Consider the following 14,734-nt stretch of genomic DNA (forward strand, 5'->3'; position numbering starts at 1 on the left):
GGCATGGAGGGCATGGATTCGATGGGCATGACGATGACGATGCCGATGTCCGGCATGGATCAGGACGACATGCCGATGGATCTGAACGACATCTCCTTCGACGCTTTCCTTGTCAACGATCGGGATCTGTCAGACCCCGAGGTGATCCGCGTCGATCGCGGCGCACCGGTCCGGCTGCGGGTCATCAACGCGGCGTCATCGACCAATTTCTGGATCGATCTCGGCGCGGTTCGGGGCAGACTGGTCGCCGTGGACGGGATGCCGGTCAGGCCCATCATCGGGCGGCGCTTCGAACTGACGATGGCGCAGCGCGTCGACATCGAAATCGATATTCCCGACGCGGCGCTGGCTCTGCCGATCCTGGCGCAACGCGAAGGCGACACGGCGCGGACGGGGCTGATCCTCGCGACGCAAGGCGCCAGGATAGACCGGATCTCGTCGCAGGCGGACCGGACCGCGCCCCCGGTGCTTCTCGATCTGGAACGCAAGCTTCTGGCTGAGACACCTCTGCAAAAGCGCACCGTCGACCGGACGCTTTCCTGCGATCTGACCGGCAGCATGGAGCCCTATGTCTGGGGCATCAATGGAAAGACGTTCGAGAACCGCGCGCCGCTGGAGGTGAAGCAGGGCGAACGGGTCGAAATCGTCATCCGCAACCGCACGATGATGTCGCACCCGATGCATCTGCACGGTCATCACTTCCAGGTCGTGGGCATCGGACCCGCGAGACTGTCGGGTGCCATGCGTGACACGGTGCTGGTTCCGGCGATGGAATCCGTGACGATCGCCTTTGACGCCGACAATCCGGGGAACTGGCCGTTTCACTGCCACAACCTGTATCACATGCAGGCGGGAATGATGACGGCCCTGCGATATCTCTGACGGACCGGCACGGGCGAGGCTGCAGGTGCGTGCCCTGGGCCGCGGCGACCCGGATCCCGTTGCGGCAGGACCGTATCCGAACGCGATCCTGAACCAGGCGTCGATCCGCCGCCCGGCCGGAGTCGCGGATGCAAGGGCATTCGCGGGCCGATATTGACGCCATGGCGCGCGCTGGCTACCAGCCTTGCCATGAGCCTCGATCTTCCCACTCCGCGCGGCGCGCTGACGCCGAACCGTCCTCTGGACGGGCTGACATGGCTGCGCGTCGGCGGCCCCGCCGAATGGCTGTTCCAGCCCGCCGATCCCCAGGATCTGGCGGAATTCCTGGTTGTCCTGGATCCGGGCATCGGGGTCTTTCCGATCGGCGTCGGCAGCAATCTGATCGTCCGCGACGGCGGCATTCGCGGGGTGGTGATCCGTCTCGGCCGGGCGTTCAATGCCATCGACATCGACGGCGACATCGTGACCGCGGGCGCCGCCGCGCTGGATGCCCATGTCGCCCGCCGGGCGGCGGAATCCGGGCTGGATCTGACCTTCCTGCGCACCATTCCCGGCAGTATCGGGGGTGCGGTTCGCATGAATGCCGGTTGCTATGGCAGCTATGTCGCCGATCACCTGATCGATGCCCGTGCCGTCACCCGCGAGGGCCGCCAGGTCACGCTGACGCCCGCGGATCTGGGCTTTGCCTATCGTCATGCAGATCTGCCCGATGGCTGGATCCTGACGGATGCGCGCTTTCGCGCCGACCGGGCCGATCCCGACGCGCTGCATCAGAAGATGGCCGACCAGATCGCCAGGCGCGATCTGGCCCAGCCGACCCGCGACCGCAGCGCCGGATCGACGTTTCGCAATCCGGCCGGTTTCAGCTCGACCGGCCGCGCCGATGACAGCCACGAATTGAAGGCGTGGACGCTGATCGATCGGGCGGGCCTGCGCGGGCATAGCTGGGGCGGGGCGCAAATGTCCGAGAAACATCCCAATTTCCTGCTGAACACCGGCGGCGCCACGGCGGCAGAGCTTGAAACCCTGGGCGAACTGGTGCGCCGCCGCGTTCGCGAGGACAGCGGCCACGATCTGCAATGGGAAGTCATGCGCGTGGGCGAGCCGCTGCCGGAAACCTGACACCATAGCCCAAGCGAACATTCTGACGAGAAACGCGAAATTTGTCTTTTGCGGCGGGTGCTTTGCGGCTATCCTGTCCGGACATGGCGCAAGATCGGGAAGAATCCGACCGCGCCGATCAAGACAGGCCCGGATCAACCGGGCTCAAGAGGCAGAAGCGTGGCGGGCAAGTCGAGCAGGACAGCCCACACCGTAGCCGTTCTGATGGGCGGACCCTCGGCCGAGCGCGAGGTGTCGCTGTCATCGGGTCGCGAATGCGCGGCGGCGTTGCGGGTGGCGGGCTATGATGTAACCGAGGTCGAGCTCGGGCCGGAACCGGGGGCGGAGATCGCCACGCGGCTGAATGGCCTGCGGCCCGATGTCGTCTTCAATGCCTTGCATGGCCGCTGGGGCGAGGATGGCTGCGCACAAGGCGTTCTGGAATGGCTGGACCTGCCCTATACCCATTCCGGCGTGCTGGCTTCGGCCCTGGCGATGGACAAGACGCGGGCCAAGGATGCGTTCCGCGCCGCCGGCCTGCCGGTTCTGGAAAGCGTGATCGCCGAACGCGCCGATGTCAGCGCCCGCCACGTCATGCCGGCCCCCTATGTCGTCAAGCCGAATGACGAGGGTTCCAGCGTCGGTGTCTATATTATCGCGTCGGAAAACAATGGCCCACCCGCGCTGGACGACAGGATGCCGGCACGGGTGATGGTCGAAACTTATGCACCGGGCCGCGAATTGACGACCACGGTGATGGGCGAGCGCGCGCTGGCCGTGACCGAGATCTTCGCCGAGGGCTGGTATGATTACGATGCGAAATACCGCCCCGGCGGCTCGCGCCACGAAATTCCGGCCGATCTGCCCGCCGACATCACCGAAGCCTGCCTCGATTACGCCTTGCGGGCGCATCGCGCGCTTGGCTGTCGCGGCCTCAGCCGGTCGGATTTCCGCTGGGATGACAGCCGCGGCCGCGACGGGCTGTATCTGTTGGAGGTCAATACCCAGCCCGGCATGACGCCGACCTCGCTGGCGCCGGAACAGGCGGCCCATGCCGGCATCGATTTTCCCGCCCTGATGCGGTGGATGGTGGAGGATGCGCTGTGTCGGCCGTGATCGATCATCGTCCGCAGCAGCGGCAATTGCAGCCGCCGCCGCAGCCCCGGCAAAGGCGCGATCCCGCGCCGTCGCGGTTGCAATACCGGCTGGAGCGGGTGTGGCTGAAGCCGCTTTATCGCCGGGTGATCCGGGTGGGTGTGCCGGCATTCCTGATCGCGATGACGGCGGGCCTGTGGCTGTCGGACCAGGATCGCCGCGCCGCGCTTGGCGCCGGCGTCGCCGGGCTGGTGGACAAGGTGCAGAGCCGCGAGGAATTTCAGGTCCGCATGATGACGATCGAAGGCGCCTCGCCCGTCGTGGACAAGGCCCTGCGCGGGATGCTGCCGGTCGATCTGCCGGCCTCCAGCTTCGATATCGACCTGACGGCGATGCGGCTTCAGGTGATGCAACTGGACGCGGTCGAATCCATCGACCTGCGGATCAAGCCCGGCGGCATCCTCTCGGCCGTCGTCAAGGAGCGGGTGCCCGCGCTGCTGTGGCGCCATGCCGCCGGGATCGACATTCTGGATGCGACCGGCAATCGGGTGGCCAGCGTGACCTCGCGCGATGTGCGGCCCGATCTGCCGCTGATCGCCGGCGATGGGGCGGATCTGGAAACCCAGGAGGCCCTGCAACTGCTGGATGCGGCGGGACCGATCCTGCCGCGGGTGCGTGGCCTGGTGCGGCGCGGCGAACGCCGCTGGGATCTGGTGCTGGACAACAACCAGCGCATCATGCTGCCCGAGGAAGGCGCGGTCATCGCGTTGCAGGCCGCCATTGCGCTGAACCGGTCGCAGGACATGCTGGGCCGCGACATCCAGGTTGTCGATCTGCGCAGCCCCTCGAGGCCGGTGCTTCGGCTGGGGATCGACGCGCGCAATTCGATCCGCAAGGCGCGCGGCCTGCCGTTGCTGGGGCCGGACGGCAATGTTCTGGACGAAGACGATAGAAAGAGGGGCTGAGCGGCGATGGTCGAATTGTATCAGACGCAGCGGGCGATGCGAAACATCCGCCGGGCGGCATTGCAACGGGGCGTGGTTGGCATCCTTGACATAGGCACCTCGAAAATCGCCTGTCTCGTTCTGAAATTCGACGGCACCGGAACGGATCGCGAGGTCGATGGCGTGGGTCCGATGGCGGGGCAGGCCAATTTCCGCGTGATCGGCGCGGCGACGACGCGCTCTCGCGGGATGCGCCGGGGCGAAATCGACACCATGGCCGAGACCGAGCGCGCGATCCGCACCGTGGTGGCCGGCGCGCAGAAGGTGGCCGGCTGCCGGGTCGATCATGTCATCGCCTGCATGTCCGGCGGGCGGCCCGCATCCTACGGGCTCGATGGCGAGATCGTGCTGGAATCGGGCAAGGTCAGCGAACATGACGTGGCCTCGGTCCTGGCGGCCTGCGAAACCCCCGATTTCGGGCGCGGACGCGAGGTGCTGCACGCGCAGCCGGTGAATTTCGCCGTGGACAATCGCAGCGGGCTGTCCGATCCGCGCGATCATGTCGGCAACCGCCTGGCCTGCGACATGCATGTGCTGACCGTGGATGAAGACGTGATCGGCAACCTGGTGCAATGCATCCGGCGCTGCGATCTGGAACTGGCCGGGGTCGCCTCGGCCGCCTATGCCTCGGCCCGGGCCGCGCTGGTCGAGGACGAGCAGGAACTGGGCGCGGCCTGTATCGACTTTGGCGGGGGCGGGACGGGCGTATCTGTTTTCATCAAGAAACACATGATCTTCTCGGACAATGTTCAGATTGGCGGTAACCTGATCACACAGGATATCGTCCAGGGGCTGCGCGTGCCGCTGGCGGTGGCCGAGCGGTTGAAGACGCTGAACGGCGGGGTCGAGGCGACCGGCCGCGACGACCGCGACATGATTGCCGTCGGCGGAGAGACAGGCGACTGGGAGGCCGACCGCCGCGTCGTCAGCCGCGCGGACGTGATCGGAGTGATGCGTCCGAGGGTCGAGGAAATTCTGGTCCATGTGCGGCAAGTCCTTGATGCGGCTGGATTTGACTTCATGCCCAGCCAGCAGATCGTGCTGACCGGCGGCGGCAGCCAGATTCCCGGCCTGGACGGGCTGGCCGCGCGCATCCTGGGCCCGAACATCCGTTGTGGCCGGCCGCTGCGAATCGACGGGCTGGCGCATCAGTTGACCGATCCCAGCTTTTCCGGCGCGGTCGGGCTGGCGCTGTTCGCCGCCCATCCGCAGGACGAATGGTGGGATTTCGAGATGCCGGCCGAGACCTATCCCGCCCGCAGTCTGCGACGGGCCTATCGCTGGTTCCGCAACAACTGGTGATTGCGACATTTTTCCGTTTGTGTGGCGTCAGGCCGGCGCCACCATATTCAGCGTGTATGGCAAGATACCGCCGATACCTGTTGAGTTCCCCGCCAGATTTTGCGGTACCTCCGCCTTTTTCGGGTGACGCGGGGGCGTTCAATCGCTACGATTGCAGTTGATACGGGGGATTCGAACGGACGGTTCACGTCCGCAACGATCAGCGACAGACAGGCGGAAACCATGAATCTCAATCTCAATCTGATGATGAACGACGAAGAAGAACTGAAGCCGCGCATCACGGTATTCGGTGTGGGCGGCGCAGGCGGCAACGCGGTCAACAACATGATCGAGAAGCAGCTCGACGGGGTCGAGTTCGTGGTCGCCAATACCGACGCGCAGGCGCTGGCCGGATCGCGCGCCAACAACCGCATCCAGATGGGTCCGAAGGTGACCGAGGGTCTGGGCGCCGGGGCCAAGCCGGTGATCGGCGCCAAGGCCGCCGAAGAAACCATCGAGGACATCGTCGATCACCTGATGGGCGCGCATATGTGCTTCATCACCGCCGGCATGGGCGGCGGCACCGGCACCGGGGCGGCCCCGATCATCGCCCAGGCCGCGCGCGAGATGGGAATCCTGACCGTCGGCGTCGTGACCAAGCCCTTCCAGTTCGAGGGCAGCAAGCGGATGCGCCAGGCCGAAGAGGGGGTCGAGGCTCTGCAGAAGGTCGTCGACACGCTGATCATCATCCCCAACCAGAACCTGTTCCGGCTGGCCAACGAGAAGACCACCTTCACCGAAGCCTTCGCGATGGCCGACGACGTGCTGTATCAGGGCGTCAAGGGCGTGACCGACCTGATGGTCCGTCCGGGCCTGATCAATCTCGACTTCGCCGATGTCCGCGCCGTGATGGACGAGATGGGCAAGGCGATGATGGGCACCGGCGAGGCCGCGGGCGAGAACCGCGCCCAGGAGGCCGCCGAACGCGCCATCGCGAATCCGCTTCTGGACGAGATCAGCCTGAACGGCGCCAAGGGCGTGCTGATCAACATCACCGGCGGCTATGACATGACCCTGTTCGAACTGGACGAGGCCGCGAACGTGATCCGCGACAAGGTCGACAGCGATGCCAACATCATCGTCGGCTCGACCCTGGACCCGGACATGGATGGCTCGATCCGCGTTTCGGTCGTGGCGACCGGCATCGACGCCGCGGCCGCCGCGGCTGCCGAAGCGCCGGCCCCGCGCCGTTCGATGGCCGAACCGCTGACCCAGAACCCAACCATGACCCGCAAGGAAGAACCCGCCGCCGAGGCTGAGGAATCGGTGCCGCCGCGCCGCACGGCCGCACCGGTCGAGGCACGCAATCCGGCGCCGGCACCGGCACCGCAGGCCACGGAAGATATGCCGCAACCGGCCTATCAGCCCCGGCCCACGGCCCGCCCTGCCGCCGTGCGGATCGACGAGCCTTCCGAAAGCTTCTTTGCCCCGCGCGCGGCCTCGACGCCAGCCCGCGGCGAGCCGGCGCCCGAGGTTCTGGATCGTCTGCGAAAGGCGGTCGCCCATGGTGGCGAACGCAGGGCCCAGCAGGCCGCCGCGCAGCAACCCCAGCATCAGGACGCGGCGCGCGGCCAAAGCCGCATGGCCGGACTGGGCAGGATGCTGGAACGCATGGCCGGGCACGGCGAACAGGGCGGCGCCTCGAAACCCGCCGCGTCCTCGATCGCGGAACGTGTCAGCGACCGCGTCGCGGCCCGCGCCCGCCAGCAGGATGCCGATTTCGATGATCTGGCCAGCCCCGACAGCGCCCAGGATGATGTCGAGATTCCCGCTTTCCTGCGCCGCCAGGCCAACTGAGCCCATTCACGAATTCGTCACGACCTCACCCTTGAAAGGGCCGCGCATGGCGGCCCTTTTTAGTTTTTTGTCAGAACGTTACGCCATTTCGCGCGATGATTGTCTCTTTCCGCGCGGTGAATGTTTCAGGCGGTTACAATTCGTTAATTGAACGCCCGTGCGGCTGGGCCTAGCTGAAGTTGCACCGGAACGCACGATTTCGGAACAGGAATGATCGGGCAGGCAGAACCATGCAGGCGACATTGAAGAAGACGGTAAGACTGGATGGTGTCGGATTGCATTCCGGCGCCCCGGCACGTCTGGAAATGCATCCTGCCCCCGCGGGCCACGGAATCGTCTTTCGCCGCGTCGACCTGGCCACGGCGCGAGACATCCCGGCGCGGTGGGACAATGTGATCCCATCGAAATTGTGCACCCTGCTGGAAGGCGAGGGCGGCGTGACTTTGTCCACGGTGGAACATGTCATGGCGGCCCTGGTCGGGACCGGCATCCAGAACCTGCTGATCGAGGTTGACGGCCCCGAAGTGCCGATCCTCGACGGTTCGGCCGCGCCCTTTGTCCGCGCCATTCTTCGGGCCGGGATTGCCCTTCAGAACACTCCGCTGCGCGCGATCCGCGTTCTGCGCCCGGTCGAGGTTCGCGAGGGCGAGGCATTTGCCCGGCTGTCGCCCGCCGACCATCTGGAGATCGAGTTCCAGATCGACTTCACGGACGCCGCGATCGGCCGCCAGGAAAAGCGTCTGGACATGGCCAATGGCGCCTTTCTGCGCGAACTGGCCGACAGCCGCACCTTCTGTCGTCAATCCGACGTCGAGGCGATGCGCCGGAACGGGCTGGCGCGCGGCGGCAGCTACCTGAACGCGGTCGTCGTGGACGGGGCCGACATCCTGTCGCCGGGCGGTCTGCGCCATGCCGACGAGGCGGTGCGCCACAAGATGCTGGACGCGATGGGCGATCTGGCGCTGGCAGGTGCGCCCCTGCTGGCGCGCTATACCGGACATCGTGCGGGTCATGCGATGACCAACCGGCTGCTGCGGGCGCTGTTTGCCGATCCCACCGCCTGGACATGGGAAGATTGCGATCCGGCGTTGGAAAATCGCCTTCCCGGCGCGGGCGTGGCAGCCTATGGCGTAGATGCGGGAATCGGCGTCGTGGCCGTTTTGTGAGGCCCCGCGGCGGCGGTCTTGCCGTCGCCGGTCGCGCCTCAATTCACGCGCGGAATTCAACGGATTGCCATTTTGCGCCCCCTGATGTTCTGTGCTACGAGGTGCCGGCAGCCCCGCCATGGACGGTCGGCCGCACAGCAGAATGGAATGGCAGGGTGAAGATGGCGCGCTCGAAAATCTCGGCTTCGATCTTGGCTGCGGTCCTGGCAAGCGTGACGCTGGCCGGCTGTTCTTCTCTTGGCGGGTCGGATGGCGACAAGCGCAACCTGGATAGCTTTACCGCCGAACAGATCTACAAGCGCGGCGAATACGAGTTGGAGAACACGAGGAAGGCCAAGGACGCGGTCTTCTACTTCTCCGAGGTCGAGCGGCTTTACCCCTACTCGGAATGGGCCAAGCGGGCGCTGATCATGCAGGCCTACGCCAATCACCGCGCCAAGAATTACGAAGAGGCCCGCGGTGCGGCCCAGCGTTTCATCGACACCTATCCCGGCGACGAAGATGCGGCCTATGCGAAATATCTGCTGGCCCTGTCCTATTATGACCAGATCGACGAGGTCGGTCGCGACCAGGGGCTGACCTTCCAGGCCCTGCAGGCGCTTCGTGATGTGATCGAGCAATATCCCGACAGCGAATATGCCCGCAGCGCGATGCTGAAATTCGACCTGGCCTTCGATCACCTCGCCGCGAAAGAGATGGAGATCGGGCGCTATTACCTCAAGCGCGGGTATTACCCGGCCTCGATCAACCGCTTCCGCGTTGTCGTGGAGGAATATCAGACCACGGCCCAGACGCCCGAGGCGCTGCTGCGTCTGGTCGAGGCCTATCTGGCGCTTGGCCTTTATGACGAGGCGCAGACGGCCGGCGCGATCCTGGGCTACAACTTCAAGTCATCGCCCTTTTACGAGGATGCCTTCGCGCAGCTTCGCGGGCGGGGCCTGTCGCCCGAGGCTCGGGGCGAAAGCTGGCTGACCAATGTCTATCGCCAGATGATCCAGGGCAGATGGTTGTGACCAGGGGGAGGCTGCGCTGAGGCGCGGCCGACGATTGCCATGCTGCGATCGCTGGACATTCGGGACATGCTGCTGATCGACCGGCTGGCGCTGGAATTCGGTCCCGGCCTGAATGTCCTGACCGGCGAGACCGGGGCGGGAAAATCCATCCTGCTGGATTGTCTTGGGTTCGTCCTGGGCTGGCGCGGTCGCGCCGATCTGGTGCGACAGGGGGCCGCGCAGGGCGAAGTCACGGCGGTTTTCGATCTGCCCGCCGCACACCCCGCCCGCGCGGTGCTGGCCGAGACGGGGATCGAGATTGACGATGACGAACTGATCCTGCGGCGGGTGAATGGCGGTGACGGACGCAAAACCGGCTTCGTGAACGACCGCCGCGTTTCGGGCGACGTGCTGCGGCGCTTGTCCGAGGCGCTGGTGGAGCTGCACGGACAGCATGATGACCGCGGCCTTTTGAACCCGCGCGGCCACCGCGCGATGCTGGACGCCTTTGGCGGGCTGGATCAGTCGGGCATCCGTCAGGCCTGGTCGCTGCGCCGCGTCGCCGCCCGGCGATTGCAGGAGGCCGAGGCGCAGCTTGCTGCGGCCCGCGCCGAAGAGGATTTCCTGCGCCACGCGGTTGCCGAACTGGACCGGCTGGACCCGCAGCCGGGCGAAGAGGCGGAACTGGATACCCGCCGCCGCGCCATGCAGGCGGCCGAGCGGATCGGTGGCGATGTGTCCCGCGCCCTGCAGATGCTGGGGCCGGAAGGTGCCGAGGGTGCGATGCTGGATGCGGGACGCTGGCTTGAGGGTGCCGCCGACCGGGCCGATGGACGGCTGGATCCGCCTCTTGCGGCATTGTCGCGGGCCCTGACCGAACTGGGCGAGGCGTATCGCGGGGTCGAGGACGCGCTGAGCGCGATGGAATTTCAGCCCGCCGCCCTGGAAGCAACGGAAGAGCGTCTTTTCGCGCTGCGCGGACTGGCGCGCAAGCATGACGTCCTGCCCGACGATCTGGCCGGGCTGGCCGAGGATCTGCGCGCCCGGCTGCAGGGGATCGACGCCGGGGAGATGGCCATCGCGACCCTGCGCAGGGATGCCGAGGCAGCCGAGGCGGCCTATCAGGTTGCGGCCGAGGCCCTGTCGGCGGCGCGGTGCGAGGCGGGCCGGAGGCTCGACCAGGCAGTAATGGCGGAACTGGCGCCGCTGAAGATGGAACGCGCGGTCTTTGAAACCCGGCTGTCCCGGGCCGAGCCGGGACCGGAGGGGCTGGACCTGGTGGCATTTACCGTCGCCACCAATCCCGGCGCGCCGTCGGGGCCGCTGGACAAGATCGCCTCGGGCGGCGAATTGTCACGCTTCCTGTTGGCGCTGAAAGTCTGCCTGGCGCGCGGAAACGAGGCGCTGGTGCTGATCTTTGACGAGATCGACCGCGGCGTCGGGGGGGCGACCGCCGACGCCGTCGGCCGCCGGCTGAAGCGTTTGGCCGAGGATGCGCAGGTGCTTGTGGTGACGCATTCTCCGCAGGTCGCGGCATTGGGTGCGTCGCATTTCAGGGTCGCGAAATCGGTCTCGGCGGGGATGACGACCTCGGATGTCGAGGCGCTGGACCCCGAGGCGCGGGTGGCCGAAATCGCGCGGATGCTGTCGGGGGACAGGGTGACGCGCGCCGCCTCGGAAGCGGCGCGGGAATTGCTGGGCGGATAGCCCGCGGATCAGTCCAGAATTGCGTCAATCAGCCGCAGGATCGACAGGATCTTGCCACTGTCGGAATCGACCCTGACCAGACGTTTGTCCACGATCGCATAGCTGTCACCCGCGGGCGGGACGCTGAGCCCGTAAGCCCCCGGCCGGGTCACGACATGGACCGATCCCAGGTCGATGACGTCGCCCACACGGATCGGCGACTTCTTCGCCTGACCGGGCGGGATGCAGGGCAGTGACTTTTTGGCCAGACCGGGCGGGCAGTTCTGCGCATAGACCACTTGTGCACGGTTCCCTTTCATCAGCGCCGGGACGTGTCGGCTCATGACGCCCTTCTGCGTCTTCCTGAATCCGCTTCCGGGATTGGCGGTGGCCGCAAGGGGCAGCAATCCGATGCCCAGAGCGGTTATGGCTGCGATAAGATGTCGAGCGGTTGTCATGCGAAATTCCCTGACATCTCGCTCAACCGTTCATCGGGGTTTCCGGTTCCGTTCCCGTCCGCCATCGGAAACGCCGCAGGACGGGATCGGCTAGCGAGAGGCTGCGGCTTCTTGCCGCAGCACGGACAATATGCGGAAATTCTTCGCATCGAGACGGACCAGCTTTCCCTCGACGATCGCATAACGGCTGCCCGGGACATCGCGGCCCAGACCGTAGAAACCGGGTTCGGTGACGATCGCCGCTTTTGCCCGGGGCACGATATCACCCACCCGAAGCGCGGCTTCCTCGGCCTGGACGGCAGGCACGGGCCGAGCCCCCGTGGGCAGGATGGCGCCAAGGCTGGCTGCCAGCGCGATCCCGAGGGCTGCGATCACGCCGATCTTGATGGTTCCCATTGTTTCGCTGTCCAGGCTGTCTTTTCGTCATCGGCGGGGTAAACCGATCACGCGCGCGCGGGTTCCGCCTTGCGGACGCGGTTCCTGCATCCGGCCGGCCATCAGCGGTCTTTTTCCTCGAAGCGTTGCAGAATTGCCGAAAAGTCACGGCCACGACCTCCGCCGTCATGGACGAAAGAATCGTAAAGATCACGCGCCAGCGATCCGATCGGCGTGGCGGCCTTCACGGAAACGGCCGCCTTGCGGGCAAGATCCAGATCCTTCAGCATCAATTCGGACGCAAAGCCCGGCCGGTAATCGTTGTCCGCGGGTGAATTCGGGCCGATGCCGGGGGCGGGGCAATAGGCGTTCATCGACCAGCTATAGCCAGAACTGGTCGAGACCACATCGAACATCTTCTGCCGGTCCAGACCCAGACGGTCGGCCAGCGCAAAGGCCTCGCAGGTGACGACCATCGTCGCGCCGAGGATCATGTTGTTGCAGATCTTGGCGGCCTGTCCCGCCCCCGATGGCCCGCAATGGACGATCTTCTGGCCCATGACCTCGAACAGCGGCAGGACAAGGGCGAACGAGGCGTCATCGCCGCCGACCATGAAGGTCAGGCTGCCCGCCTGCGCGCCGCCGATCCCGCCAGAGACCGGCGCATCCAGCGCGCCCAGTCCCGCAGCGCGGGCCTGATCGGCCACCGCGCGGGCGCTGTCCACATCCACCGTCGAGCAGTCGCAGAACACTGCGCCCGGCTGCATGGCGGGGATGACCTGATCGGCGACGGATCGCAGGATCGCACCATTTGGCAGCATGGTGATGATCACCTCCGCGCCGCGCACGGCCTCGGCTGCGCTGGCGGCGGCGATGACGCCGGCCGGTTCGGGGGCGGCGGTGTCGTAACCCACCACTTCATGTCCGGCCTCGGCCAGATTGGCGGCCATCGGCGCGCCCATGTTGCCCAGCCCGATGAATCCGATTTTCATGATCCTTCCTCCCAGATCAGTTCCTCATCCCCCAGCGGCGCCATCAGCGCCTGGACATGCGCATCCGACGCATCGGCGGCCCATTTCGGATCGCGATCCTTGTCGATGATCTGCGCGCGCACGCCCTCCAGAAAATCGCTTTCCTCGGTCGCGCGATAGGTGAACCGGTATTCGCGGCTCAGCGAATCCTGCATCCGCCTGTCGCCGCGCGAGGTCCGAACCAGCGCCAGGCCGACCGCCATCGACAGGGGAGAGTTGCGGCGGATCGGTTTCAGCGCATCCTCCTGACCGATCTTTTCCAGGGCGGCCGCGATGTCGCCGACGCGGCGCTCGCCGAAGGCCGACAGGTCGCGACGGGCCAGGGGGGCAGAGGGCGGCGCCACGCCCACGATCCTTGTCGCATCGCCGGTCCGTTCCAGATCTTCGATCAGGGAAGGCCATTCCGCCTCGGGCAGGTAGCTGTCGGCGAAACCCGCATGGATCGCGTCACCGGGGCCCATCCGGTCGCCGGTCAGGGCCAGATATTCGCCGATCCTTCCCGGTGCGCGGCCCAGAAGCCAGGAGCCGCCGACATCGGGGATCAGCCCGATTCCGGATTCGGGCATGGCGATCCGGGTCGTGTCGCCCACGATCCGGTGGGCCGCATGGCCGCCGACGCCAACGCCGCCGCCCATCACGAAGCCCTGCATGAAGGCGACGACAGGTTTGGGATAATCCGCAATGGCGGCATTCATCCGGTATTCGTCGCGGAAAAACTCGCGGCCCGTCCGGTGATCGCCTTGCAGGCCGGCGCGATAGACCGCGGCGATGTCGCCGCCGGCGCAGAAGGCGCGATCGCCTTCGGCATCGATGATGATCAGATCGACGTCCGCGTCGTCGCGCCAGTCTTCCAGAGCGGTGCGGATCGCCACCGCCATCTCGTGGGTCAGCGCGTTCAGCGCCCGCGGCCGGGTCAAGGTGATCCGGCCGGCGTGGTCGCGTTTGCGGATGTTCAGATCGTCCAAAGCCTTACCCCCGTTCGGCCAGCATGGCACGTGAGACGATCAGTCGCATGATCTCGTTGGTGCCTTCAAGGATCTGGTGCACCCGCAGATCGCGCACGATCTTCTCGATCCCGTAATCGGCCAGATAGCCGTAGCCGCCATGCAGCTGCAGGCATTGATTGGCGACTTCGAAGGCGCGGTCGGTCACAAGCAGCTTGGCCATGGCGCAGAACTTGGTCGCATCCGGTGCCTGCTGATCCAGCTTCCAGGCCGCCTGGCGCAGGAAGATGCGTGCCGATTGCAGGGCCGTCTCCATCTCGGCCAGGCGGAATTGCAGCGCCTGGAACCGGTCGAGGCTTTGACCGAAGGCTGTCCGCTGACCCATATAGGCCATCGTTGCGTCCAGCGCCGCCTGCGCCCCGCCAAGCGCCCCGGCCGAGATGTTCAGCCGCCCGCCATCCAGTCCCGCCATGGCATAGGCAAAGCCGCGGCCTTCCTCGCCCAGCAGGTTGTCCGCCGGCACCAGGCAATCGTCGAACTGGACCTGCGTGGTCGGCTGCGCGCGCCAGCCCATCTTGTCCTCCAGCGATCCGAAGGACAGACCGGAAGATCCGTTTTCGACGATCACCGCGCTGATGCCGCGCGGGCCTGATGTGCCGGTGCGAACCATGGCGATATAGGCGTCGGAATAGCCGCCGCCCGAGATGAAGGCCTTGGTGCCGTTCAGCCGCCAGCCCTCGTTCGTGCGATCGGCGCGTGTCCGCAGCGCCGCCGCGTCCGATCCGCTGCCGGGTTCGGTCAGGCAATAGCTGAAGATGGTCTCCATGCTGCAAAGCCCGGGCAGCCAGCGGGCCTTCGTTTC

At 66.2% G+C, this 14,734-nt stretch carries 14 protein-coding genes; 9 read left to right on the top strand and 5 right to left on the bottom strand.

The features are described 5' to 3' along the window. The 9 genes from B4L36_RS11065 to recN form a co-directional block, all read left to right on the top strand. Positions 1-882, top strand: an 882-nt coding sequence (locus tag B4L36_RS11065) for a multicopper oxidase family protein (protein WP_292956874.1), incomplete at its 5' end; no start/stop codon positions are given. Positions 883-1,071: 189 nt separating this feature from the next. Further along, positions 1,072-2,004: a UDP-N-acetylmuramate dehydrogenase gene (gene murB, locus B4L36_RS11070; RefSeq protein ID WP_292956877.1), complete on the top strand. Its 933-nt coding sequence runs from the start codon at positions 1,072-1,074 to the stop codon at positions 2,002-2,004. Between the two features lie 159 nt (positions 2,005-2,163). After that, positions 2,164-3,099, top strand: a complete 936-nt coding sequence (locus B4L36_RS11075) for a D-alanine--D-alanine ligase (RefSeq protein WP_292956880.1) — start codon at positions 2,164-2,166, stop codon at positions 3,097-3,099. Next, on the top strand, positions 3,087-4,043 hold the full coding sequence (locus tag B4L36_RS11080) for a cell division protein FtsQ/DivIB (protein ID WP_335661652.1): 957 nt from the start codon (positions 3,087-3,089) through the stop codon (positions 4,041-4,043). Before B4L36_RS11075 ends, B4L36_RS11080 begins: the two co-directional genes overlap by 13 nt. A gap of 6 nt (positions 4,044-4,049) precedes the next feature. Beyond that, entirely contained in the window at positions 4,050-5,384 is a 1,335-nt protein-coding gene (gene ftsA / locus B4L36_RS11085; RefSeq protein ID WP_292956883.1) for a cell division protein FtsA, read from the top strand. Positions 5,385-5,606: 222 nt separating this feature from the next. Further along, positions 5,607-7,220 carry a cell division protein FtsZ gene (gene ftsZ, locus B4L36_RS11090; protein ID WP_292956886.1) on the top strand — a complete coding sequence of 538 codons (1,614 nt, stop codon included), beginning with the start codon at positions 5,607-5,609 and terminating at the stop codon, positions 7,218-7,220. Positions 7,221-7,450: 230 nt separating this feature from the next. Continuing rightward, positions 7,451-8,386 (top strand): UDP-3-O-acyl-N-acetylglucosamine deacetylase, encoded by a 936-nt coding sequence (gene lpxC / locus B4L36_RS11095; RefSeq protein WP_292956889.1) that lies wholly within the window; start codon positions 7,451-7,453, stop codon positions 8,384-8,386. 161 nt (positions 8,387-8,547) lie between these two features. Further along, positions 8,548-9,399, top strand: coding sequence for an outer membrane protein assembly factor BamD (locus B4L36_RS11100; RefSeq protein WP_292956892.1), 852 nt, complete (start codon positions 8,548-8,550; stop codon positions 9,397-9,399). A 39-nt stretch (positions 9,400-9,438) separates the two neighbouring features. Beyond that, positions 9,439-11,085: a DNA repair protein RecN gene (gene recN / locus B4L36_RS11105; RefSeq protein ID WP_292956895.1), complete on the top strand. Its 1,647-nt coding sequence runs from the start codon at positions 9,439-9,441 to the stop codon at positions 11,083-11,085. Between the two features lie 8 nt (positions 11,086-11,093). On the opposite strand, the gene B4L36_RS11110 is transcribed toward recN, so the two are convergent. From B4L36_RS11110 to B4L36_RS11130, 5 genes are all read right to left on the bottom strand, one after another. Further along, positions 11,094-11,408 (bottom strand): hypothetical protein, encoded by a 315-nt coding sequence (locus B4L36_RS11110; RefSeq protein WP_292956898.1) that lies wholly within the window; start codon positions 11,406-11,408, stop codon positions 11,094-11,096. Between the two features lie 204 nt (positions 11,409-11,612). Next, positions 11,613-11,918 carry a hypothetical protein gene (locus tag B4L36_RS11115; protein WP_292956901.1) on the bottom strand — a complete coding sequence of 102 codons (306 nt, stop codon included), beginning with the start codon at positions 11,916-11,918 and terminating at the stop codon, positions 11,613-11,615. Positions 11,919-12,019: 101 nt separating this feature from the next. After that, positions 12,020-12,889, bottom strand: coding sequence for a 3-hydroxyisobutyrate dehydrogenase (mmsB, locus tag B4L36_RS11120; RefSeq protein WP_292956904.1), 870 nt, complete (start codon positions 12,887-12,889; stop codon positions 12,020-12,022). Further along, positions 12,886-13,893 carry an enoyl-CoA hydratase/isomerase family protein gene (locus B4L36_RS11125; RefSeq protein ID WP_292956907.1) on the bottom strand — a complete coding sequence of 336 codons (1,008 nt, stop codon included), beginning with the start codon at positions 13,891-13,893 and terminating at the stop codon, positions 12,886-12,888. The genes mmsB and B4L36_RS11125 overlap by 4 nt, the downstream gene beginning before the upstream one ends. Positions 13,894-13,897: 4 nt before the next feature. After that, on the bottom strand, positions 13,898-14,734 hold an 837-nt coding region (locus tag B4L36_RS11130; RefSeq protein WP_292956910.1), incomplete at its 5' end, for an acyl-CoA dehydrogenase family protein.

It is taken from the genome of Paracoccus sp. UBA889, assembly GCA_002294185.1.
Classification (GTDB): domain Bacteria; phylum Pseudomonadota; class Alphaproteobacteria; order Rhodobacterales; family Rhodobacteraceae; genus Paracoccus.